13 protein-coding genes are annotated in these 25,015 nt (G+C 62.9%); 2 read left to right on the top strand and 11 right to left on the bottom strand.

What is annotated here, in order from left to right; genetic code table 11:
• Window positions 1-38: 38 nt before the first annotated feature.
• Window positions 39-1,064, bottom strand: a complete 1,026-nt coding sequence (locus M0D64_RS03230; protein ID WP_171927498.1) for an SGNH/GDSL hydrolase family protein — start codon at window positions 1,062-1,064, stop codon at window positions 39-41.
• A 546-nt stretch (window positions 1,065-1,610) separates the two neighbouring features.
• Between M0D64_RS03230 and M0D64_RS03225 the strand changes: the two genes are divergently transcribed.
• Window positions 1,611-3,170, top strand: a complete 1,560-nt coding sequence (locus tag M0D64_RS03225) for a diguanylate cyclase (RefSeq protein ID WP_308101714.1) — start codon at window positions 1,611-1,613, stop codon at window positions 3,168-3,170.
• Window positions 3,171-3,492: 322 nt separating this feature from the next.
• Here M0D64_RS03225 and M0D64_RS03220 read toward each other — a convergent pair whose 3' ends face one another.
• The 10 genes from M0D64_RS03220 to bcsD form a co-directional block, all read right to left on the bottom strand.
• Complete coding sequence (locus M0D64_RS03220) at window positions 3,493-3,939, bottom strand: hypothetical protein (RefSeq protein WP_266256592.1); 447 nt, start codon at window positions 3,937-3,939, stop codon at window positions 3,493-3,495.
• A 195-nt stretch (window positions 3,940-4,134) separates the two neighbouring features.
• The gene (locus M0D64_RS03215) at window positions 4,135-5,055 is read right to left on the bottom strand and encodes a DUF72 domain-containing protein (protein ID WP_266256591.1); all 921 of its coding nucleotides are present in this window, start codon (window positions 5,053-5,055) and stop codon (window positions 4,135-4,137) included.
• A 36-nt stretch (window positions 5,056-5,091) separates the two neighbouring features.
• Entirely contained in the window at window positions 5,092-7,803 is a 2,712-nt protein-coding gene (locus M0D64_RS03210; RefSeq protein ID WP_266256590.1) for a response regulator, read from the bottom strand.
• Between the two features lie 1,148 nt (window positions 7,804-8,951).
• Window positions 8,952-13,757, bottom strand: coding sequence for a cellulose synthase subunit BcsC-related outer membrane protein (locus M0D64_RS03205; RefSeq protein WP_266256589.1), 4,806 nt, complete (start codon window positions 13,755-13,757; stop codon window positions 8,952-8,954).
• Entirely contained in the window at window positions 13,748-14,956 is a 1,209-nt protein-coding gene (bcsZ, locus tag M0D64_RS03200; RefSeq protein WP_266256588.1) for a cellulose synthase complex periplasmic endoglucanase BcsZ, read from the bottom strand. The genes M0D64_RS03205 and bcsZ overlap by 10 nt, the downstream gene beginning before the upstream one ends.
• Window positions 14,957-14,966: 10 nt before the next feature.
• On the bottom strand, window positions 14,967-17,528 hold the full coding sequence (gene bcsB, locus M0D64_RS03195) for a cellulose biosynthesis cyclic di-GMP-binding regulatory protein BcsB (protein ID WP_266256587.1): 2,562 nt from the start codon (window positions 17,526-17,528) through the stop codon (window positions 14,967-14,969).
• Window positions 17,529-17,531: 3 nt separating this feature from the next.
• Window positions 17,532-19,736: a UDP-forming cellulose synthase catalytic subunit gene (gene bcsA, locus M0D64_RS03190; protein ID WP_266256586.1), complete on the bottom strand. Its 2,205-nt coding sequence runs from the start codon at window positions 19,734-19,736 to the stop codon at window positions 17,532-17,534.
• Entirely contained in the window at window positions 19,733-20,521 is a 789-nt protein-coding gene (gene bcsQ / locus M0D64_RS03185) for a cellulose biosynthesis protein BcsQ (protein ID WP_266256585.1), read from the bottom strand. The genes bcsA and bcsQ overlap by 4 nt, the downstream gene beginning before the upstream one ends.
• A complete protein-coding gene (gene bcsP, locus M0D64_RS03180) occupies window positions 20,518-21,525 on the bottom strand; it encodes a cellulose biosynthesis protein BcsP (protein ID WP_266256584.1) in 1,008 nt (335 codons plus the stop codon). Before bcsP ends, bcsQ begins: the two co-directional genes overlap by 4 nt.
• Before the next feature lie 84 nt (window positions 21,526-21,609).
• Entirely contained in the window at window positions 21,610-22,065 is a 456-nt protein-coding gene (gene bcsD / locus M0D64_RS03175) for a cellulose biosynthesis protein BcsD (protein WP_266256583.1), read from the bottom strand.
• A 560-nt stretch (window positions 22,066-22,625) separates the two neighbouring features.
• Here bcsD and M0D64_RS03170 point away from each other — a divergent pair.
• Complete coding sequence (locus M0D64_RS03170; protein WP_266256582.1) at window positions 22,626-24,959, top strand: bifunctional diguanylate cyclase/phosphodiesterase; 2,334 nt, start codon at window positions 22,626-22,628, stop codon at window positions 24,957-24,959.
• Window positions 24,960-25,015 lie beyond the last annotated feature (56 nt).

The raw sequence follows: 25,015 nt of genomic DNA, 5'->3' as shown, positions 1-25,015 counted from the left end.
TGACGATTCTGTCGGCGAGTCGTCATCGTCCTGAAGGCTCAGTGCCCAAGACCGCTGCTGGCGATCTGCTGCTCGACGAATTGGGCGAACAGCGCGTGCAGATGCGTCGTCGGATGAAGGTCGTCGGCGAACATGTACGTCTGATCGGCATTGGCCGTCACATAGGTTGCCGACGAGCACAGCAATGCTGTGTCATCCGGCGTTTTCTTGGGGTCGCAGGCTTGGGCCGTGTTTGCCACGACGAAGCCATTAGCCTGAAAGTTCGCGATGATCTGGTCTACCCATGTATAGGAATCGATCTGGATGACCTTGCCCTGCAGGCCATCGGCCTGCAGGGCAGCGTTCAGGTCCTGGTTGAAGAGTTGCGATAGCTGGGTCAGATTGGCCCCGCCGTCGGCCGCGGCGAGGCCTTTGGGCGACAGGCCGACATTTGGAACATTGACCACCACCACATGCGTGGCGCCGTTCTGAACGATCTGCCCGACAAGCTGAGCGAGGGTGGTTGCCGCCGTTTGCACCGTCGGCGCCGCGGCCGGCAGCGAACCGGCGCGAAGCACGTCGTTCGCGCCGGCCCACATCAGGACCAGTTGACCGGAATTGAAACTCCCGTGCGTGGCCAGATAGCTCGAAACCTGCTGATTGACCGGCATTTCGACATTGCCGATCACGTCGGTAAGAAAGTCGTTCTGGTTTGCCGGCGTCGCCACTGTGGAGCCGCCCTCGGCATAGCCGAGACCGTTTTGCGCGTTCAACTTGTGCGTGATGTCGATCGTGAACGCGGCGCTTAGCGAGCCGCCGTAGTATTGCGCGACGTTCTGAGTCCACACCTGGCCCGGATTGGTCGTGAAACGCCCGCCACCCACCGCGCTCGCGAGCGGCGTATAGGTCCCGACGTCCGACAGGCTGTCGCCGAATGACACAACTTGCAGATTAACGCCGCCCGGTGGCGTGGCCGCGCTACTGCCGTTGCTCGAGCCTCCACCCCCGCCCCCGCCGCATGCTGTCAATAGCGACATCACCGTGGCAAGAATTACAGCACGTACCGTGTCATTGCTTCCCTGCATAGCGCCTCCCCACAGATTGAACGGGCGGTTGCCCTATGTGGCGGACGTATCGCCAGCCTGCATATCGTTCTCTCGACAGTACTTCTCGGTGAGCAAAAAGGATGCCTTATCGTCCTGATTGCACAATGTCGGCGGGGCATTGAGGCTGCGGCAGATCGGCGAAAGATAATTGACGATGCCCTGCGCTGGGCAACCGGTTAGGTGGCAGCTCGCTTGGCCGACTGCGTGCGAGGGTCTGGCCGTCAACGAGCAAATGGATTGCGCGGGCTAGCGCGCCGGCACGACGGCTGCGTCGTCCAGAAGGCCCATCAGCGTCCGCGCATTACGCTGCCCCTGATCTTCGAAGCAGCTGGTGCATATACCGCGTGCTCACCTGTGTCTGGTGGCGAACTCGCGGCGCGGTGCACAAGACCTCCCGCAAGCGGGCGAACGTCAAGATGTGCGCCTGGATGCCGATATACTCGCTATGCGTTTGCGATTATGGCGACTTTCCCAGCGGAAAACGCCTCGCCGCCAAGTGCATCCAGGCTGTCCACGGAGAATAGTTTGATTTTGAATAGACCGTCCATCATCTGGCGCGCGATAACCTTCGTGGTGATCGTCTGCCTGTCTCTCGTTGTGCTTGATGGCTGGCGAAGCTGGAATGCACGGGCAGTCGAGCTGGGCGAAATGGACGTCGCCACCTCGAATCTCTCGCGGGCAATGGCTCAGCAGGCCGATGACACGTTTAAGGAAGCAGACACGGCGTTGCTGGGCATCGTTGAGCGCGTGCAGCACGACGGGCTCGGCCCGGCCGCTCTTAAACGACTGCACGACGTCCTGGTGATGCGCCGACAGGGGCTTCCCCAGCTTGACGGTCTATTTGTATTTGACAAAAACGGAATATGGATCGTCAATTCCACATCGACGCCACTCAATCGATTCAATAACTCGGATCGCGAATATTTCGTCTTCCATCGAGACAACGCTGATCCTGGTCCGCACATTGGCGTCCCAGTAGTAAGCCGATCGAGTGGAAAGTGGGTTATTCCCGTTTCAAGGAGAATCATTAAACCGGACGGCAGTTTCGGCGGCGTTGTGTTGGCAACCGTCGATATTGATTTTTTCAAAGCCTTCTACGATAGCCTTCAGATTGGCAACGCGGGAGCCGTTGCGCTCGTCCTGAATAGCGGTGTGATGCTGATTCGTCGACCGTTCGATGAAAAAGTGATCGGCAAAAACATGCGGGGAACCGAGCTGTACCGCTATTACACAACGCAGGGTCCGGCCGGAACGGCGATCATCAAGTCGGCGCAGGACGGCGTCACGCGGCTGAACAGTTATCGTAGCCTCCCGAACTATCCGGTCTTTGTAGCAGCTGCGTTGTCCAAGGATGAGATTTTGCATGAGTGGTGGCGCGACACGATCTGGCATTCCGCTGGCGTGCTTTGCCTTGTCGTTGTGGTGGGCCTGTTCGGCTGGCATCTGATCCGGCAGATCGAATTGCGAACGACTGCCGAGGCGGAACTGACAAAGACGCACGCCTCCCTTGAAAAGCTCAATCAGACCCTTGAACGACTTGCAATGCAGGACGGCCTGACGGGGCTCGCAAATCGCCGCCAATTCGATGTCGCATTGCATAACGAATTCAGTCGCGCCACGCGTCACGCGAGTGCTCTCGCACTGATCATGCTGGATGTCGATTGCTTCAAGCAATACAACGACATTTACGGGCATGCAGCGGGCGACGAATGCCTGCGAACGATTAGCGGTCTCATCAGGGACCTGACAGCCGGACGTCCGGGAGACCTTGCCGCCCGCTATGGTGGAGAGGAGATTGCAGTGCTTCTTCCGAACACCGATGTAGCTCGTGCTGTAGCAATCGCGGACAATATTCGTAGCGCTATCCGTAGTCTGGAAATTGAACATTCGGGCAACCCAACTGGCTTCGTCACGATAAGCGCAGGTGTTGACGCCCGGATCCCGATTCGAGGCGCGGGCGAGCCTACGGAGCTGATACTGGCTGCCGACAAGGCTTTGTATGAGGCAAAGAGCACGGGGCGAAATCGAGTACTTGCCGCCAAGGGTAACTTTCCATCACCCACTACTGCTTCACATCGTAACTGAGCGCCCCAACCCGTTGCGTCTCGCGAAGGCCGCGTGCAATATCGGATTTAGGATTCTCCGAACTACCGGTGGCGGCAATCGCGGCGATATGGCTATCCCATGTGGGACGAATAGTCCTCCGTGCGCCGCTCCCCGGCGCTTGATGTATTGATGTCACAAAGTGCCCGGCGCTCATTGGGTTCGCTCGCCCACGAACCCGGAAGTTCAGCGCCGTCGGGATGGTGTTGGATTTCCCCTGGTGCCGAACTTCCGTAGCCGACCCGAAGCGGTCTTCCGGGGAACCCGATAGCGGACGTTCGTCGGTAACAGTTACGACTCGCGCTCAGTCTGAACTTGCGCCGATGAAAATCGTGGCATTCGAAGCACTTCGGAATATAAAGGCAAAGTCCCAAAAGACTGGATAGAACGGATGTCCTGCCTCAAATGCGAACGCTTCGACACTCGTTGCCTTCGCCATCAAAAGACGCAATTCCGACAAAAGCTCGCCCACCATTCCCGCTAGGACCTCCGATTCGAGAGCTTCTTTTGATGGTCCTGCCGAATTGTCGCCAGCATAGAGAAGACTGGATTTTACGGTCTCGACGACTGACTCAACACCTACCTCCGCGACATCAACTACGATTGTTCCCTCACCAAGCGCAGCCGAGATTAACTCGGCAGATTGATGAAGATTGGCGGCCGCAACCGTGTACGTCTTAAGAAACACACAGTAGTTCAAACCACCGCCCCAAAGCTCCTCTGAAATGTTGTCCAGTAGTACCTGATTCATAGTCGTCCCGTAGCGACGCGATTACCGTCGACAAACTCTAGTCCCGGTTAAAAAATATTGAATGTCGTGCGGCGTATCGGCGATGATGACGCGCCATCCAACTAGCCAGACGGAGCATTGTCGACGATCGGCACAACCTTGTCGAACGACCGATGCTGGCCGGTTGCTGCCTTTGCAGCCGGCCATCGAAACGTTTCATGGCGGGTTCGCCTCCGCCCCCAGAATGCTCATTAGCGTCCGCGCGTTGCGCTGCCCCTGGTCCTCGAAGCAGTTATTGAAGATGACGTGGGTGCGGCCCGCCCGCGTCGCGATTGCGCGGATCGAGGGGGCTAGTCCGGTCAGCTCGTCGTCGCTGTAGTCGTAGTCGAAGCGATCGGCCGCGCTCGCCGCGCCCGTTGCGCTCCATGTCTGCGTATTGCGGCCGTGCAGACGCACCATTGCGAGCTCAGGATGGGTTGCTTCCCAGATGGTGTGCACGCGGTTCGTCACATCCGGCGGTGCGTCGACGATCACGTGGACGAGGCTGCGCTCGCGCAGAAAGTTGAGCGTCCATGACGCGTGCTGATCGTCGAACCAGGACTGATTGCGAAACTCGGCGGCCATTATGTAGCCCGCCATGCGCGCCCGGCATTCTTCCACGAGCGCGAGACCGTCCGGCGCGCGGGTGATCCACGGCGCGAACTGGAACAGCACCGCGCCGAGCCGGCCGGTCACGCGCAACGGCTCCAGCGCTTCCAGATAGCGCCGCCAAAGTTCGTCGAGGATCTCGGCGGGCATGTCGCGGTAGTAGACGTTTTTCTTGCGCGGACCCGTGATGCCTTCCGGCAGCGCCATTGCAATGTCTTTCGGCAGGACGTCGGGCGAAGTCTGATGCCCGGTAAACAGCCGAAACGCCTTGCAGTTGAACGTGAAGCCTTCCGGCGTGCGTTCGGTCCACAACTGCGCGTTGCTTGCCGACGGCATCGCGTAGTAGGCCGAATCGACTTCGACCAATGGAAACTGCGATGCGTAAAAGCGCAGCCGGGCTTCAGCGCTGCTGCTGCCGGGCGGGTAAAACCGCTTGCAGGCGATCAGCGTTTTGTCGGTCCAGCCTGCGGTGCCGCAGCGGATGTCCATCGGCGGAGTCGTGTTGGTTGCCGGGTGTAGGCGAGCCTAGGAAGCCGCCTCCGTGTGATCGAGCCACTCCGCGAGTTCACGCCGCAACTGCGAGATATCGAGCGGCTTGCCGAGCTGCCGTGCGCCCGGGATGGTGTCGCCGATCTCGGCGTTCTCTCCATAACCTGACACCAGCAACACGCGGATGTCAGGCTGCCGACTCAGCACCGCGCGCGCCAGGTTGTCGCCGGACATGCCGGGCAAGGTCAGGTCCGTGAATAGGACGTCGAAACGTTGCGCGGGCACGAGCGGCAGCGCTTCTTCGGCGCTCCCGACCGCGGTGCAGTCGAGACCCAGCGCACCGAGCAGATCGCAGAGGGCGTCGCGCGAATCGGCGTCGTCTTCGACCAGCAGCACGCGAGCCGGCGTGCCGGGCGGGTGCGACGGCAGGCTTGCCATGGACTCCGCCAACGAACCTGTCGGCGAGTTGGCAAGCGAACTTTTTCCCAAAGCGGTTGGCTCGTGCAGGCTTCTGCGCGGATCGGACGTTACGCATGCCTCGGATGCTTCTGACGCTTCGGCTGCACTGGCCGGATCGTAGACCGTGCGCGGTACGCAGGGGGAAATCTGCCCGTCACTCACGCTGGCGACGCCGGCGCCGCGCAGCACGCTGCGCACCTTGCGCGCGAGGTCGTCGCGCCGGTAAGGCTTGGACAGCAGCGTGATGCCGGCGTCGAGCTTGCCGTGATGGACGATCTCGTCGCGCGTATAGCCTGAGGTGAAGAGTGTCGGCACCGCGGGCGAGCGCGCCGCTGCACGCTGCGCCAGTTCCACGCTTTTTACCTGGCCGGGCATCACGACATCGGTAAACAGCAGATCGATCGACACATCGCTGTCGATGAATTCGAGCGCCGCGTCGCCACTCGACGCAGTCAGGACTTTATAGCCGAGTTGAGCGAGCATTTCGACGGCGGTCAGGCGGACATCCGCATCGTCTTCGACAACCAGAATCGTTTCGCCGCCACCCACCGGCGCCGAGGTCTGATCGACAGCTTCGACTGTTTCCGGCTCGCAGCAGCGCGGGAAGAACAGCGAGACAGTGGTGCCGCGTCCCACTTCGCTGTCTATCACCGTATGGCCGCCGCTTTGCCTGACGAAGCCGAACACCATGCTTAAGCCGAGGCCCGTGCCGTGGCCGTCGGGCTTGGTCGTGAAGAACGGTTCGAACACGCGCTCCAGGATTTCGGGCTTCATGCCGGTGCCCGTGTCGTTTACTGAGAACACTACGTACTCGCCTGGCGAGAGTTCCGGCTTGCCGCGGCAAAACGCATGGTCCAGCACGCGGTTTGTCGCGCGAACGGTGAGCGTGCCGTCGGCTTGCATCGCGTCGCGCGCATTGATCGCAAGATTGAGCAGGGCGTTTTCGAGTTGATTGCGATCGGCCTGCACATTCCACAGGTCGTCGCTCAACACCGTTTCGATCTTCACGGTCTCGCCGAGCGCTCGGTGCAGCATCTCGCTCATGCCGGCGAGCAGGCGGCACGGATTCAGCACGGTAGGCGAGAGCGGCTGACGGCGCGCGAAGGCGAGCAGATGCGCGGCCAGTTTTGCGCCGCGTTTGACGGCATCCGTCGCGGCGGACAAACGCCGCAGCGTGGTCGGACTCTCACCGGCATCGGCCGCGAGCATCTGCAGATTGCCGTTGATCACTTGCAGCACATTGTTGAAGTCGTGTGCGACGCCGCCTGTGAGGCTGCCGATCGCTTCCATCTTCTGGGCCTGGCGCAACTGTTCTTCGGCGAGCGCCCGTGCCGCGACTTCATCCGCGACGCGTTGTTCGAGCGTTTCGGTCAACTGGCGCAGCGATTGTTCGGCGATCTTGCGTTCGTGGATGTCGATCAGCACGCCGGGAAAGCGCGTCGGCTCCCCCTGTTCGTCGAACTCGCACTGGCCGTTTGCCTGCACCCACATGTAATCGCCATCGGGGCGGCGAATCCGGTATTCGGCGCGAAACGGCTGGCCGGTGCGCATCGCTTCGACCGTCAGGCGGTCGTTGAGCGGCTGGTCGTCAGGATGGATCACTTGTGTCGCGGCATTGCGCTCAAGCCCTTTCGCGGCCTCGTCCAACGGAAACGAAAAGGTACGCGCGAAACGTTCGTCACCGGTGACGGTGCCGGTGCGTGCATCGAGCACCCATGTGCCGAGCACCGCGCCGGTATTGAGCGCGAGTTGCAGCCGTTCGTTGGTTTCGCGCAGTTCAGCCTCGGCATGTTGCCGCCAGCGTTCGGTCAGTACGCGCGTGGTGGTTTCGACGACCATCGCGAGGACGCCCGCGGGTGCGCCGCTGTCGTCGGCGACCGGGCTGTAGTAGAGGTCCATCCAGACGTCTTCGGGCTTGCCGTCGCGCAGCAGGACCAGTTCCTTGTCGCGATACGACAGGGTGCCGCCGGCAAGACATGTCGTCATCACATGACGGTTGAAATCGGCGACCTCCGGCCAGCCGTCCTCGACTGGACAGCCGAGCAGATACGGATGCCGTCCGCCTGCGAATATCGCGTAGGCGTCGTTGTAGATCATGTAGCCGGGTTTGCCCCATAGAAGTACGAGGGGCACGGGTGAGGCGAGCAGCATCTGGACGGTGGCGGTCAGACTGCGCTGCCAGTTTTCTATCGCGCCGAGGTCGGTGGCGGCCCAGTCGAATTCGCTGATGCGTCGCGCCATTTCCCCGTTCCAGCCGGGGCAGCCATGGTCTTGTGCCGGAAATGGCATAGCTGCGCTCCACAGAGGTCACGTCAATGAGTGTGTCCCCACTCTGCCGGCGCGCATGGGGCGCGTGAATGTTCAGCAGGAGGCGGGATGAATCTTCTGCCGTGCACAGCGGGCGCGAAGCGGCCACGCGGCAGGAATAATTGTAGGTCACAACGGTTGGGTGGGGACCCTCTCTAGAGGGCTTTGCGGGTTTAGCCGAACCGATGTATGCGGAGGGGTTGGGAACTTTTACCTGGCTTGTGCAGGCAGGGTGTTGAATAGCGGAAAGAAGGGCGGCTTTTTGTCTGTCTTTTGGTTTGTGTTTTTTTAATGGGGGGGCCTGTTCTTGAGCTGGTTGCCTGCGCGGCGCTTTTTGTCAGGGTTCTTAGGGCTTTGGCCTTTCCTTGAATTGTTAGTGGTCTATTAGCGTTGCCCCTGTGCGGGGCGGCACCTACTTCTCTTTGCCGGCTGCAAAGAGAAGTAGGCAAGAGAAAGCAGCTTAAACCGCTAATGCTAAGTGGGCACCGTGGTTTGCAACGGGTAGTGGTGCATCTGGAATCTGTGTTCTCGCGCATTCCGCGCCAGTGGCAAAGGACTCATCAGCTCCCACTCCGCACTGCGTGCGTCGCGGACGGGTCTGCCAGGGAAACCAGGGGCTTCGGTTGGGCGCAGCGGGGGCCATCGGCTTCGCCTCGGCGACGCGCCTCTGCACTCACCCGGAAACCCCCACTTCAAATGATTTTTCGGTGTGCTGCAATCACCGTCCCGGTCGCGGTTACAGTCACGGCTGCGGCTGCGGCTGCGGCTGCGGTGGTGCAATGACGAGCCACGGTCCGGTGGCGAGACGCAAGCGTCAAAACGTAGCGGGTGGTTTTAAGAAGTACTCTTCGGCGCGCGCAGCGTCGCCGGAAGTATGACGCCCTTGTCACTGACGTATGCAGGTGCACGAACACGGATTCCAGATGCACCACTACCCGCAGCAGACCACGGTGCCCACTTAGCAGTAGCGGTTTGAGCCGCTTTCTTTTGCCTACTTTTCTTTGCGGCAAGCAAAGAAAAGTAGGTGCCGCCCCGCACAGGGGCAACACTAATAGACCACTAACAATTCAAGGAAAGGCCAAAGCCCTAAGAACACAGACAATGCCGCCGCCAAAGGCAAAAGAGAACCGCTAGTTCGACAACGACAAATAAGGCGAACTGACCGGCGTAGGCGGAAACGGCTGCAACCCCGTCTGCTTGCTAAAGCTATACCGCACATAAACGGCTGCAAGCCACTCACGATACTCATAAGCATTGCCGAGCGACGCAGTCGCCCCAAACGCCAACTGCGGAGCCAGTTGATACTCCCCCACAGCGCTAAGCGAATAAGAAACCCCCGTCTTACTCTGCCCAGGATAAACCGCATTGCTATCCACGCCCGTGCCGATGAAATTCGCTTGCTTCGCCGCATTACTCTGGAGCTGAGGATCGATCGGGAAGTAATTCGACTGATCCTGCCGATAATGCTGCACGCCGATCGACCCCTTCATGTCATAAGTAAACAGACCATTGCGCCCAGTCCACTCCACCGGCAAATTCAGGATCATGTACTGCTGCGGACTGAAGTACCCGCCCTGACCATACGTGAAGTACGACAGGTTCCTGTTATAGGTCATCAGCGTCGTGTTCACACCGATAGTCAGCGTCTGATCGGCATCCTTCAACAGACGCGTGTAGATACCGCCGCCGCCTTTGTATGCGTTATTGCTTGCGACGTGATAGCCCATGTAGTGCTGGTACGCGGCGTTCACATACAGGCCGCTGGTGCCGTCATCCCATGCAAGGCTGGCGAGGCCGCCGTTGGAGGTGACGCCGCCCCACTCGAGGCCGGAGCCCGAATCGCGCGCACCAGCATACGACAGCAGGCTGTCCGTCACCGCGCGGCGCGCGACCGCCAGCGAATACGACACTTTGTCCGTAATGGCGCCGTTGTATTGCGCGCCCCCCACAATAGTCTTCTCGGGGAAACCGAGCGGCGTCACGCCAACATCGCCGCTGATGCTGCGGCCTTCGTAACCGAGTGACAAGCCCACGCCACTGGCGGTCTGGCTGCCATAGGTGTTGTTGCCCGCAATCGCCGCGTTCGCAGACGTGCTATTGGACAGTCCCGCGCCGAATCGCGCGAGCGTCGACAGATTGCCCGCGGCAGTGCCGGCATCGAGCGTAACCGGCGTCGCCGTCACAACGATGTGGCCGTTGCCGGCCTTGATGCGCCCCTGAATCGGCGCTTCAATATCCGTCAGCGTCGACAGACCGTCCTCGCCCGTGCGGTTGCGGAACACGATCCCGCCCGACACGGTGCTCGCCTGCTCGCGATTGACCTGCGCCAGCTCTTCGGCCACCCCGAGCGTCTGCGTGTTGGCGACATTCGGTTGCGTGTAGTTGCCGCCGTTACCGTTCGCGCCGGGTTGTTGAGGGTAATACGCCTGCGCGTAACCGGTCGGCGGTTGCGGAATATACGGCTGCTGTTGTTGCGCGTAATAACCCGAGCCCTGATTCGGGTACGGCTGATAGGGCTGCTGACCGTAGGCCTGTTGCGGCGGCACCGGCTGGTAAGGCTGCTGCGCGTAACCTTGCTGTGCGTAACCCTGCTGCTGCGGATAAGGCTGCTGGCCGTAATAGGGCTGTTGCTGCTGGGGATAAGCTTGTTGCTGCCCATACGGCGCCTGCGCATAGGCTTGCGCGTTGTGGTTGCTCTTCGACGCGCTTTGCTTCTTGCTGGTCGTGCGTTTCGTGCTCGTGGCCGAGCCTGAGTAACGCGGCTGTTGCATCGAACCGGCATTGGCCTGCGCTTCGCGTGCCGCAGGCGACATCGGCCACGGCGTCGTTGCATAGCCGTCCGGCTGCTGTGGGTAGGGCGCCTGCTGCTGATATTGCGCCTGTTGAGGATATCCACCTTGTTGCGGATAGCCGGCTTGCTGCGGATAAGGCGCCTGCTGCGGATACGCCGGGTTGTACTGCTGTTGTGGAGCTTGCTGCATCGGCTGCATCTGCGCCTGGCCTTGACCCGGGTATGGCTGCAACGGCGCGCCCGACTGGCTCGACCCGTTGGTCTCCTGGCCGTAGCCATCCGCGTTGGTGCCGGGACGTGGCGCGTTATAGGGAACGGCGGTGGGCGCGGCGTTGGGCACATACGGCTGTGCAGGCGCCGTATAAGGCGCGACGTACGGCGTGGGCTGCGAGGGCGGCGGATAGTTCGGCACGGTCTGGGACGGCAAGGAGGACTGCGAGTACGGGAGCGATGCACGCGCGGCATTGAAGCCGCCACCTGCGAGCGCGGCGTTGTCGGCGTCGGTCGGCGAGATCGTTGCGGTTTTACCTTCGAAGGGATTGACGCCCGGCAACGGCGTCGCGCCGATCCGCCGCATCGCGACTTCCCAGCCACGCGGCACGTTGCTCGGCGCGTTCGCGCGTGCCGCGTTGGCCATGAGCGGTGTATTGGCCGCGATCAGCGAGCGTTGCAGATAAGTCGACGCGAGCGACAGCTTGCCTTCGGCGCGATACATCCGGCCGACCGTCGCCAGCACGCCGGGGTCACTCGGCGCCGCTGCAAGAGCCTGGTTGGCGAGCGATTCGGCATAGCTGAACTGCTTCGCGCCGGCCGCCGCAGAGATCGTCGCTTGCAGCAGGTTCAGGTCGTCGGGCTTGCGTTGCAACGCGACGCGGTAACTGGCGAGCGCATTGCGATCGTCGCCGGCGCTCGAATAGAGGCGGCCGAGGGCGGCTTGCAGATCGGGATTGTCGGGCATCGCCGCCAGCCACGGCGCGATCACGTCGTAGGCGCTGGCGAGATCGCCGCGCTGACGCACCGCGTCGCATTGCTTGATGACGATCCCCAGATTCAGATTGCCAAAATCCGTGCGCTGCTGCGGCGTCAATTGCATCGATGCGAGCCGCCGCATCACCATGCTGAGTTCGGCTTCCTGCTGCGTAGCAGAGAGAATGCCCGCGTATTGCAGCAGCAAATCGGTGTTGCCAGGCGCCGCGTTCATGGCGCTGCGCACGAGGCCCAACGCGCGATTCGGGTCGCCGGCCTGTTGATACGCGGCAGCGATCACGCCGATCAGTTCGGGGTTGTTGCCGGCGACCGGTTCGGCGGTGTGCAACGTCGCCAGCGCTTGTTGCGACTGGCCGTTGCGCGCCATCCGCGTCGCGAGGTCGGCCTGCTGATGCACCCACAAGCGATGCTGCAAAGTGGTCATTGCGTCGGTGCGTTGCGCGGCCGGAATCCGTTCGAGTTGCGCGAGACCGGCCGTCCAGTCCTGCGTTTCCGCCGACAGCAACGCGCTCGCGTAGAGCGCGTCGGTCATGTCGGGATGCGCGGCGAGGAGACCGTCCATCATGCTGCGGGCATTCGCAACCGCGCCCTGGCGCACGTAAATACGCGCGAGGTCGAGGCGCAACCAGGGATCGTCAGGATCGTTCAACAGGGCGTCTTCGAACAGGCTGCGCGCGCTGCCGAGATCGCCGCGCGCTTCGGCCGCGCGTGCCTGCGCGGCCTGCGCTTCGCCACGCAGCCGGTTGATGCCGCCGGCCTTCGATTGTTGTTCGCTGTTCAGTTGATTGGCGAATTGCAGCGCTTCGTCGCCACGGCCTTGCGCGGCGAGCGAACCGACGAGGCCGCGAATCGCATCGGGATTGTCGGCCTGGCGGCGCAGTGCCATCCGGTAGGCCTGTTCCGCGCCGACCGGGTCGCCGTTCGAAAGCAGCATCTCGCCGAGCAGCACCTGCGCGGTGACGTCGGACGGATTCAGCGCGATCGCGCGTTCGAACAGCGACTTCGCCTTCGCCAATTCGCCGTTGCTGCGCGCGCCGATGGCGTCGCTGGTATAGGTCCAGTAGGTCGCGCTATCGAGCGCGGTTTTCCAGCGCGCAGGATTGCCGTTGCGCGACGCGCGCTCCAGATAGTTGCGGGCTTCGGCGAATTTTTCCTGCTTCAACGCGGCGATACCCATGCCGCCGAGCGCGTCGGTATCGTTCGGACTATTTGCCAGTACTGACGAAAACTTCGCGCGTGCCGTGCCGAGGTCGCCCCGATCGAGCGCGGCGAAACCGTCAGCGATGGTGCGGCCGCGGGCGTCGACGGCGGCATTTTCCTGGGCCCGATCGCGGGCTACCTTGTCCTGCTGAACCATCGATTCGAAGCGCGCCTTGACCGCGGCGTCGTCGGTTGCACCTTGCAGATACGCCTCGTACAGCGCGGCGTCCGAGGGCCGTGCGTCGAGCCACAACAGCGCCTGCCGCCAGCTCTTTTTCGCCGACGCGCCGACGGTGCTGTCGCCGGCAAGCTTCTGCAGCCGCGCGATACCGTCGCGGCGCGTCGTATCGCGATACGTCAGATGCTGTGCGTAGGCGAGGGCGTAGCGCGGGTCGTCGGGGTTGTCGCGTGCGAGTTGTTCGAGGCCGCGGCGCGCCAGGTCCCAGCCTTGCGGCGTGGCCGACAGCGCCTGGTAATACTCGAGTTGCAGTGCGGGCGTGGCCGGCTTGCCGTTCAACGCGCGCTGATACTCCTCTACCGCGCTCGCGCTTTGACCGCTTTGCGCGAGCCGCCGCGCGTCGTTGACAGTCTGGTCACGCAGACTCGATTCGCCGAGGCGCCGGCCCAGTTCGTCCAGGTTCGGATAGTTCGGCGCGACCGCTTTCAGACGCGCCAGATATTGCTGCGCGCCGGCGCCGTCCTTGCGGTCGGCGAGCACCATGCCCATGCCGTATAGCGCATCGGGTTGCTTCGGGTCGATGCGCAACACTTTCTGCCACGCCTGCTCAGCGAGGTCGCCGCGGTGATGCGATTGCCAGTACTTGCCCTGATCGATCAGCACGTTCAAGGGATCTTTCGACGTCTGCGCCAACGCGTCAGGCGAAGCCGTCGCCACGCAGCAGACGGCCGTGAGGCTCAGCGCGAACCGCAATGAAAACGCGAGGGCGCTCAATCGCATGCATTTCTCCAACTCGGCACGAGACGGCCGGCTTCGTCGAAACGATAGCGGCCGTCGATGAATCCGGTGCCGAACAAGCCCAGCACACGATCGTAATAAACCGGTTCGCGGCCCGGCACATTGGTGTCGAGCACGGCGAGATGGGTGCGCGCGAGACCGAGGCCGCGCTCGTCGTCGAGCGCCTTGAAGTACGGCGCGAGCGCGCCCCAGTAGCTCAACGGTCCTTCGCCGCTCGCCGTACCCGTGGTCGACGAAACCTTCTCGGGCGGAATGCCGCTTTGCGCAACCTTCGCGCGCATGCCGCCGAGGGCCGCGAGCCAGGGTTTGGCGAGCGGATCGGCGGGCGAGGTGAGTCCGGCCCACAGATAGACACGGATCGCGTCGTAGCTGCCGGTGTCGCCTTCTTTCGGATCGACCACGAACTGGCCGTTCTGCCACGCCGCCCAGTCGGGCGCGAAGCCTTGCGGCGCGGTGGTCTTGATCAGCTTGTAGGCGCTGTCGGCGAGCTTGGCCCACGGGCCGTTCGGCATGTCTTTGGCGAGCGCGCGCAGCACCGGCAAGGGCAGGTAGCTCGGATTCAGACGCGTCACGCCACCATTTTTGAAGCCCTGCGGACCGGGCAGCAGCATCGGGCCGACGCCCGGCAGCGTGGTCATTTCCTGGCGCGCGATCTGCGCGGCGAGCGCCTGGCCGAGTTGCGTATAACTCGCCTCATGCCACAGGCGGCCGGCTTGCAGCAGATCGTAGGCGATCCACAGGTCGGAGTCGGATGCGGAATTCGGATCGAGCACGCCGAACGAGCCATCCGGTTTCCTGCCCCAGAGCCACGACGGCAGCCGCACGTTTTGCGGATCGAACTGATTGCCCGCGAGATTGGTGCGAGTCCAGTTCAGGAGCCGGTCGAAGGTCGCGCGGTCGTTCGCGACCAGCGCGAAGAACAGGCCGTACGACTGGCCCTCGGAGGTGGTCTTCAGTTGCGGCGAGGAGTAGTCGATCACGCGGCCATCGGCCTGCACGAAGTGTTCGACGAAGAAGCGGTACGCCGGCCAGTCGATATTGCATTGACCCGCCTGGCCGGGCGTCGAAGTGGTCTGGGCCACCTTCGTGATATTGGCAAAACACGTGGCCGCCGCAAGGACAAGGCCGAAGCCAAGCCCGAGCGTCAGCGCCACACGTGTCTTATTGTTTCGAACCCGCATACCAGTCCTATCAGTCCTTTAGGCGGCGCGCGGCGATCGAGCGCAGCGTCCGGTAGAAGAGACCCGCGATGATCAGCGCGGCGAGCACGCCACCCAGCATCAGCAACAGCGGATGCGACGACAGCGCCCAGCGCAGATACTCCTGCGGCGACAAATGGCCGACATAGTACGCTTCGCCGTTCGACGTGATCGTGACGGTGCGGCCATGGATCACGGCCATCGCGCCTTGAATCTCCTGAAGCACGTCGGCGTCGAGCAGGGCGGCGGACAGATCGGCGTCCGACTGCCCGGCCGCGCTCACCAGCGCGACGGCGCTGCGGTTCTTCTGCAGCGGCGATTCGAAACCGGTCAGGAGCGCATCGCCGTTCGAACTCACGAGCGTCAGATCGGCGCGTGCCGGCGAGCGTTCGACACCGCGTTCGCCATGCCACCAGTCCTCGAGTTTGAAGGCCACGTCCGAGAGCGAGAAGGTGCGCGAATCGCCGTCGCTGGAGAACGGCATCGACTTGGCCCAACGCTGCAGCAGCGGTTGCTTGCCCGGCGCGCCGAAAATCAGCAGGTCCTTGCTGGCGTACTTGTCGACGTCGTCGGCCGTGCCGACGGTGACGCCGTTCACCGGATAACCCGTCGATGCGCCCATGCGGCCCATGGTCAGCAGAAACAGGCTGTAGTCGCTCGAATCGGCCTCGTTCGGCAGGACCACGGCGGTCTCGGAGAGATCGGCCATTCGTGTGAACGGGAAGCCGCTATTGGCAAAGGCCGCGAGGTCGGGCAGCGCCATGTAATGCGGGAACGACGAGAGGTCGATGGTCGAGTTCGGATCGATGGCGCCGACCACGTTTTCCAGCAGACGGCCGTGGCATTCGCCGGTGTTCGGAATGTCGTAGAAGAAATGCATACGCACCTGGGCGCGCGGCGTCAGCAGCAGCGGCGGAATATGCACGGTGCGACGGGCTTCGGCGGTCTTGTCCGGCAACACGCGCTCGAAGTAATGGCCCAACTCGAACACCGAGGCCGACTCGGCCGGAATCGGCAGGGCCTGCACGAAGCCGTCATTGACGCTGACGTTCAGCGACGAACGGTCGCGCAGCGGACGCACCGTATAGCGGTAGCGCAGATCGATCGGCGCGCCCAGGGTGTGCCACATGAACAGATCGGGCGGCACGCGCAGATTGACGCGCACGGCGTCGGCGTCATAGCCGGACACCGTCAGGTCGCGCGGGTCGGCGAGTTCGCCGAAACGCACCGGACGGTTAGTCGGCAGCCAGTTTGGCGCGTCGTACGGCGCACGCGGCATGAGTTCGTTCAATTGCGTGATCGTCGCGCTCGGGCCGGCGAGCGTGTTCTGGCCGATACCGAGCGCTTTGGCAGCGGTTTTCAGTTCGGCCTCGGTCCGGCCGAGCACGAGCAGCAGCTTGCCGCGCGCCGGCGCTTCGCGATCCACCACCGCGATCGTAGGGCCGGAAATCGCCGGAATCGTCACACCGGCCGGGCGCTGGTCGTCGGTCGCGAACACGACGGCATTACCCGACAGCGGCGCGTTATCCAGTTGCGCCGGAAACACCGCGCCGCGATAGCCGGCGAGCGCGCCGAACCAGGATGCGACGATGCCGCCCGCTTCGAGCGTCGCGGCGCCGGGTTTTTGCGGGAACACGAACGGCAGCTCGAGACGGCGCACGTCGCGGCGGTCGAAGAACGGCTGCGGCAGGGCGGCGAGATCCGGCTTGCTGGCGAGCGACGCGTAGGTCAGATCGAGCGAACTCGCATTGCTGACGGTGGCCCACAGCGACGAATTCGCCGGGTCCTCGCAACTGGTCGTGTAATGACCGATCAACTGCACGTTCAGGTGGTTGAATTCGGTGATGAAACGCGGATCGATCGAGACGTCGCGCGCCACCAGCATGCCGGCCTGTTCGTGCGGCACCGGCAGCGTCGCGGCGACTTCGCCGTTCACCAGCACTTTTAGCTGGGAAATATTCGCGAGCAGCGCGGGCGAGTAGCTGTAGACCAGATGCAGGATCGCGCCGGTCACCACTTCGTCGCCGCGCACGGAGAACGCGACGCCGTTCTGGCCGTCGGTGCCGCGCAGTTGCAGCGGATCGTGCGCGCCGAGGTCGGCGAACGTGAGCGTTTGACGGCGGCCGCCCGGCACCACCGTGCCCGGTTCGGCGGTGGTCGGCGTTCTGATCCCCAAGGCTTTCACCGACGAGGCGGCGAGCGCCGGTGTGGGCGTGGCCAGTTGCGCTTGCGCGATTGTGTTCGAATCGTAGAGGACGGCCGCGCTCGGCGCGGGCACACTGCCCACGCCGGTGGCGACGCGCGCAGCCGGCGCGCCAGGGGCCGCTGCCGCTGGCGACGTTTGCGACGCACTCGCGCCGCTCATGGCCGCCGCGGCCACTTCAGCCGCCGAAGCCAGCGGCGCCGCCAACGCGGTTTGCAACGCGAGCCAGCAGGCAAGCCCGCGCATCAGTCGTTGCGAGCGGGGGCGTCCAGACAGACGCGCCTCCGTTTCCATTCCATTGCGCTCGTGATTCGAGCGTTCGACGTGTCCCTTCGCCATCCTGTTGCCCATAGATCAGTCTTTGGTTTTTAGCTTCTTGACGTCCACCGGACGGCTTTTCATCGAGCTTCGAAGGTCGGCATAAAGATGCTCGAAGAGCCCCACGATGCCGCGTGCGCCGACCGCCAGCACATGCGACAGACCGCGCAACGGCGTGTCCTGCTGACGCCCTTCGGCCCAGCCGGTCCACGCGTCGGCGCGCGCGAACGTGGTCTTGACGAACTCGTATTCCTGTTCGCGCGTCATCGCAGAGAAGCGCAGACCCACGCGGCCCGGCTCGGTGAAACCGACGGTGGCCGGGAAGGCGTATTCCTCGTCGCCGCGAAACAGCGACACGGTCACGCGTTCATGCATCGGCACTTCGATCTTCGCGGGCAGCGCCACGCCAACGCCGCCTTCCGAGTAGTCGATGGTCTCGCAGGCGAGCGTGCGGCCGGTCGAGAACTTCAGCATCACCGGCATCGTCATCGCCACGCGGTGCACCGCGCGAATCTGCCGGCGCTCGCTGGCCGCGGCCACGCTCGCGCCGAGAATCAGCATGTTGTAGGTGGTCCAGCCGAGATTCAGGATGGTCGTCTGCACCACGCTGCGAATGTGCCAGTTCAGATAGATGTGCACGATGCCGACCACGAAGCCGATCAGGTTCAGCAACAGCAGGAACAGGTACGGCCGCGAGATCGCCCAGTCGAAGTAGTTCTTTTCGATCTGACCGCCCTTGGCCGTCACGTTGAACTTGCCGAGCTTCGGGTTGATCAGCGCGAGCAACGTCGGGGCGGTAATGTACGACGCCAGCACCGATTCGTAAACTTCGGCCCAGAACGAATGGCGGAACGAGCGCTGCATCCGCGAGTTGGTGATGCTCGCATGCATCATGTGCGGCAGTGCGTAGATCGCGATCGTGCTGGCGGCGGCTTCGATCACGTGCGCGCCGAAGAACAGATACGACAGCGGCGCCGTGAGAAACACCAGACGCGGGATGCCGTAGAAGAAGTGCATCATCGCGTTCAGATAACAGAGCCGCTGGCCGATTTTCAGGCCCTTGCCGGTGAGCGGATTGTCGATCCGGAAAATCTGCGTCATGCCGCGCGCCCAGCGAATCCGCTGGCCGATGTGGCCGGAGAGACTTTCGGTGGCGAGACCTGCCGCCTGCGGGATCGCCAGATAGGCGGTGGTGTAGCCGAGGCGGTGCAGCTTCAACGCGGTGTGCGCGTCTTCGGTGACCGTTTCTACCGCGATGCCGCCGATCTCTTCGACCATTGTCCGGCGCAGCAACGCGCACGAGCCGCAGAAAAAGGTCGCGTTCCACAGATCGTTGCCGTCCTGCACGAGGCCGTAAAACAGTTCGCCTTCGTTCGGAACCTTGCGGAAGGTGCCGAGATTGCGTTCGAATGGATCGGCGGAGAAGAAGTGGTGCGGCGTTTGCAGCATCGACAGCAGCTTGTCGCGCAGGAACCAGCCGAGGCCGATCTGCAGGAACGAGCGGGTCGGGATGTGATCGCAGTCGAAGATCGCGAGGTACTCGCCCTGGGTGATCTTCAGGGCTTCATTGATATTGCCGGCCTTCGCGTGGCGGTTGTGCGTGCGGATCGTCCAGTTGACGCCGACTTCCTCGCAGAACGCCTTGAACTCGGGACGGCGGCCGTCGTCGAGCACGTGGATCGCGATCTTGTCGGCCGGATAGTCGAGCGCGAGCGCGGCGTAGATGGTCGGCTTCACCACCGAGAGCGGCTCGTTGTAGGTCGGGATGAAGACGTCGACGGTCGGCCACAGGTCGCGCGAGGCGGGCAGCGGCATCGGCGTGCGCTTGAGCGGCCAGGCGGTCTGGAAGTAGCCGAGCAACAGCACGATGGTCGAATAGACTTCGGCCGACACCAGCAGCAGACCCCACGCGGCGTCGAGCGGATGTTCCCAGTAAGTTGTCGAAGTGAGCCGCCAGTACATATAGCGGCCCGACGTGACCACCGAGAGCATGATCATCACCATCGTCGCGTAACGGCCGTGCAGGCGTCGGAACAGCAGCGCGGTGACGAAGCAGCAGGTCGCGAACGTCAGTTGCTCGTAGAACGCGAGCGGCACCGTGAAGACGAAGTACAGCATCATCAGCGCGAATAGCGTGACCAGACCCGTCACGATCCGGCTGTTCCAGAAGCGCGCGTCGACGATGCGTTCGAGCCGCGACGGTTCGCCGGCCTCGATGTCCTGCGACTGGGACGTACTCATGCGACGTTCCTCGGCGAGACGGCGGCCGCATCGACCGCCGCCATCAACCAGTTGCCGCACGAGCGAAAATCGGCGGCCGCCTGGCTGAGTGGATCGTAGTGAGTCAGCGTGGTGTCGCAGGCGAGCGCTTCGCTCACCCCTTCATCAAGATGGACCACGCCCGGGAAGAGCTTGTCGCCGAGCATCTGGCGCAAGACCTTGAGGACGTCTTTGGTCAATTGGCGCGACTGATCGATCTGGTTGACCACGTAACCTTCGCCCCCGAACTCGGGGCGCGGCGCGGCATACGCTTCAATCAGCCGTTCCATTAACGGAATGGCCGCGTAGGAAGCCGCGTCGGCGAGCACCACGTTCAGCGTGAAGGTGGCCGCGCACAACGCAGCGCGTACATACACGGACGAACCTGGCGGCGTATCGATGATGACGATGTCGGACGCGTCGAGCCGGAGCGTTTGCAGCGACTGCGCGAGCCACCTCGGCTCCTGGTCGATATACGCTTCGAAGCGGCGGCGATCTTCTTCGAGCACGGCGCCATAGGGCAGCACGGTCACACCGTCTACGCCGTCGAACATGACCGATTGCCACGGATCGCCCGTCAACGTCGCGCGCGACAAACCGTCGATGCTGTCGAGCGGCACGCCGAAATGCAGCCGCAGCGCATTTTGCGGATCGAGATCGAGGGCGATCACGCGGCGGCCGCTGGCGGCCAGCACGGAAGCGAGATTGGCGGCGAGGGTGGTTTTACCGACCCCGCCTTTGGCGGACACGACCGCAATGACTTTCATGAGCGACGAGGGCCGTTGATCAGCCACGAGTTGGAGGCGGCGGGCGCGGCGGCGCTAGCAGCGCGTGCCGGCGCGGGAGCCGTTTGAGCGGGTGTGCCGCGCAGACGGTCGAAAACCGATTGCAGCGGTGCGGTTTCGCCAGTGGGCGCGGTGGGTTGCGGCGGCGTCGGTTCGAATGCCGGGGCGAACAGTTTGCCGAGGATCGACCCGGGCGGCTTCGGCGCTGCGGGCGCAGTCGTGTAGGTGGGGGCCGGCGCCTGTGCCCATGTTGGGGTGTGCGCCTGGGCGGGTGCTTGGGCCCATGCGGGGACCGGAGCCGGTGCTTGCGCCCACGTCGGCGTGGATGCGGAGACCGGTGCCGGTGCAGTGGCGCGCGGTGTAAGGGCAGGGATCTCGGCGCGTGCCATTACGGCGGCTGACGACATGCTCGCGGTGGGTTGCGATACCGGCGTGGCCGGCCTACGGAACTGGGTCACCGGCGGAATACTTACAGCCGGCATGACAGGGGGAACAGGTGCAGTGGCAACCGGTTTCCCCTGTGCCGGGGCGACGGCAACTGCAGCCTGCGTGGCCACATCGACCCGCGCCGCGGCCGGCGTGGTTTGTGCGGCTGGCGCCGCAGCGTCACCCTTCGTTTCGAACGCGCCGAATCGCGAAGCGCCGCGCGGCGCGCCAACGTGAGCGGCGACGACGACCGGTGGAATGTCCCGGCGATGCGAGCGGGCGAACAGCGGCGCCTTCGCGCGCGTCACCGAGGCGGCGTCTTTCGGCGTCGTGTCCTGACGATCGACTTCCGGCGCCGCTTCGAGCGCCGATGCCTCGCCAGCAAGCTCACGGCGTTGCCCGATCGCGGGAATCGCCGGCTGTGTCAGATCCAGCGTCACCAGCAGCGGCCAACGCGTGCGCGCCGAACGCGCTTCGTTTTCGCGGCCGATTTCCTGGTACGCGCTGGCGTCGCCGCCAAAATGGTCGAATAGTTTTTCGATGTCGCTGGATGAACTCATAGTGCCGCCGACTTTTTAATGAATTGCGTTGCCCCGATCGGTCCGCTTAGCGGGTCCGCTTACTTGGTCCGCTATCCGGTCCGCTCAACCAGGATGCCGCCCCAGCCGAAACTCGATCGAGGTGTCCGTGCCGTACGCGCTCGTTTGCGCCACCGACAGGCCTTGCGCGCCCAACGCGCTCAACCAGGTCTGATAGACGCCTTCGAGAAACGCCGGGGTCCACGCGAGCGCCGCGTTGCCGAATGCCTGCAGTGGCGCGCAGTAATGAACGATGCGTAGCGCGTCTGCTTCGTCGGACAGTTCGACGTAGCCCCAATCCATGTCCTGCCAGTACAGATTCAACGCCTGAGCGAGTTCAGCCGTCGACCCGCACGCGGGCAATTGATGCGCCGCCGCAAACCGGCAACCGACGCGGTACATCAGTTGGCGCAGTTCGTCGCGATCGATCTGCGCTTCGAACTCTGTCGCGAGTGCAGTCAGCATGCCGCGCCATTGTGGCGAGATCTGGCGTTCCAGCAGGTAATCGAGAATTGGGACCATGTTTTCCGGGAAATAGCCGCTGCCTCAGTCCGTGTACAAAACGGGTGCCGACGGCCGAATAACTGAAAGTGTTACGGGAAGGCGCGCGTTGCACGCGTCTTAGGTTACTTTTACCGAGTTAGTCTGCTCTATCCGCCACACTTCGCAGGAGTCTACTTAAGACATTAATTTTTAGCCACTTTACATTCGTCTGCTTTATACGCGCAAACGATTGCTGCAGATGCTCGTCACCTACGTAATTTTTGCTGGCTGAAATGCCTTGCTCGCTTGTCCACATATGGATGTCCGCCGGGAAGGTGTTTTCGATAATTTTATTAACGGTAGATTGCGCCAAGGTTTTAGCTTTCTGGTTTCGTGGTAAATGCAACGGTCTGAGTCGGGTTTGGCGGAAAGAGCCAGGCATTGGCCGCCACCAGAGCCTCCGGACGCGGTCGCGCGATGGCGGCGTAGCCCTGCCGGAGCGGGGTGCACTTCTATTTGCGGGCAGGGCATAAATATTTGTCAGACGGTTGCCGTTATACATCGGTGGAGTAACCGGAGCCAGCCTGATATCTATCAATATGCTTTCCACCTCAACGAAGCAACTGTCCGATTCCGGTTTGCGCGATCGCTTTCATCGACGATCGCTGGAACATCAACGTCCCCTTTCGACGGTGACGATGGCGTTTACGGTTGTCGCGTTCCTGTGTTTAGTGGGGGCGCGCAACATGGTCAACGGCCCTGCAACGCCGCTCGCCTACCGGCTCACCTGCGCGTTGGTGCTCGCCCTGCTGGTGATGGTGATTCCACGCACCGGCTCGACCTGGACCTTCGGTGCAATCGGTGTCGCTTACTCGCTCGTGCTGGTGGCTGGTCTCGCGCTGAACGTCTCCGGCGTCGAGCAACCGTTGTTGTGGGTCCTGCCGGCCATGGTGGTGATCCCGGTCTGCGCCGCGCCGCTGTGGCTCACGCCGCTGCATTTCTTCATCGGCAGCGCGCTCTTCTATGGTGCGGCGTTTGCCTTGCTGTTCGGCGGGCCGCGCACGCATGACGTCGACATCGTCGTGTGGATGTGGATCGTGGCGATCGGCGTGCCGACTTCCGTTGTGTTTCACTTCGGCTTCTACCGGTTCCGGCGTAACCACTTTCTGCTCGAGAGCCAACTGGCGCAGCTCGCCGCGACCGATCCGCTGACCGGGCTGCAAAACCGCCGCGCGTTCGTGAAGCAGGGCGAGCGCCGCCTCGAAACGATGGCGCCCGGGGCGCCGGTCAGCGCGATTTTTCTCGACATCGACAGCTTCAAATCGCTGAACGACCGCTTTGGCCACGCACTCGGCGACCATGCGTTGTACAAGGTCGCCCAGGTGTTGATGGAAGAGACCTCCGCGGACGACAGCGTGAGCCGGATCGGCGGCGAGGAGTTCGCCGTGCTGCTGCGTGACGGCCTGGCCGGCGCGCTGGCCCTGGCCGAGCGCCTGCGCGCTGCGATTGCCGCGATCGATCGCCCTGACGGCTATCTGACCGCGAGCTTCGGCGTGGCTGAACACCGGAGCGGCGAAAACATCATGGTGTTGCTCGATCGCGCCGACGAAGCCTTGCTGCGCGCCAAGCAGTCGGGCAGAAACCGCGTGTGCGCCGAACGCGCGTTGCCGATCGAGCCGCTGCACATGCTCGCTGGCGATGTGTTCGCGAAGGACGGGGCGCTGGTGTCGCGGCATCGCTGGGAGGAGTATTTCCTGACCTCGCACTTCCAGCCGCTCTACAGTTTGTCGCATCAGAAGCAGGTGGGATTCGAGGCCTTGCTGCGAGGCGAGCAGGACGACGGCACGCTGGTGCCGCCCGTGGTGCTGTTCGCGCCGAGGCCGTCCAGCGACGAAGGCGCGCTCGATCGCGCGAGCCATGCCGTGCATCTGGCCAACGCGCGCAAGTCGCTGCCCGACGATGCGTGGCTGTTCCTGAACATTCTGCCCGCCACGTTTATCGCCGAGGGCTATGCGGATCAGCTCGCCATGATCGTGCGGGCGGTCGGGCTCGAACCCGAGCGGGTGATTCTCGAGATTCTCGAATCGCATGGCGGCAGCGTCGACGACATGTCGCGGGTGGCGGCTTTGTATCGCGAGCATGGCTTTCTGATCGCCGTCGATGATTTCGGTGCGGGTCAGTCGAACCTCGACCGGTTGCTGCGGATTCGCCCGGATCTCGTGAAGCTCGATGGCGAGCTGATTCGTGCGACCGGTCATGGCACCGAGCAGCCGATCTTGCCGAAGCTCGTTTCTTTGTTACATCTGGCGGGGATGCTGGTTGTTGTTGAAGGCGTGGAAACCACTGAGGAATTGATTCTTGCTGTGGAGTCGAATGTGGATTTTGCGCAGGGTTTTCTGCTCGGGCGGCCGGCGGCCGAGATTGCGCCGCCAGACTCGGTGCATCGGCGGATCGATGATGCTTTCGATGTGATTGCCCAGGGGAGGGCGCATCAGCATGCGTTGTTTGAGTCGGAGGTTGAGCCTTATCGGGTTGCTTTGAGGCTTGCTGCCGATGCTCTGATTGCTGGTGGGGCGATGGGGGAGGCGTTTGCTTTTCTGGCTACGTTGGATCGGTGTATCAGTTGTTTTATTCTTGATGATTCGGGGCGGCAGATCGGGTTTGAGGTGCGCGGGCCCGCGTGGAGTGGTGATGGGGCTTCGCTGCAGCCTGTGGCTAATCCGCGAGATGCTCGTTGGGATCATCGGCCTTATTTTCGTAACGCGGTTTTGTTGCCTGGGGTGGCTGTGGCTAGTAATCCTTATCTTTCTTTGGCTAGTGGGCGGCCTTGTGTTGCGGTTACTTTGGCTGTGCAGGTTGCTGCTGAACGGTCTGTTATTGGGGTGGAGTTGGATTGGTCGGTGGTGGGGTTGCCTTGGCCGGCGGGTGAGTGATTTTTTTTTGCCTTTGGCGGCGGCATTTGGCCGTGTTCTTAGGGCTTTGGCCTTTC

Source organism: Paraburkholderia sp. WS6 (assembly GCF_030464835.1).
In the GTDB taxonomy this organism is placed as follows: Bacteria; Pseudomonadota; Gammaproteobacteria; order Burkholderiales; family Burkholderiaceae; genus Paraburkholderia; species Paraburkholderia madseniana.
Note: the sequence above shows the minus strand (reverse complement) of the source record. Positions and strands in the feature narration are given on the sequence as shown.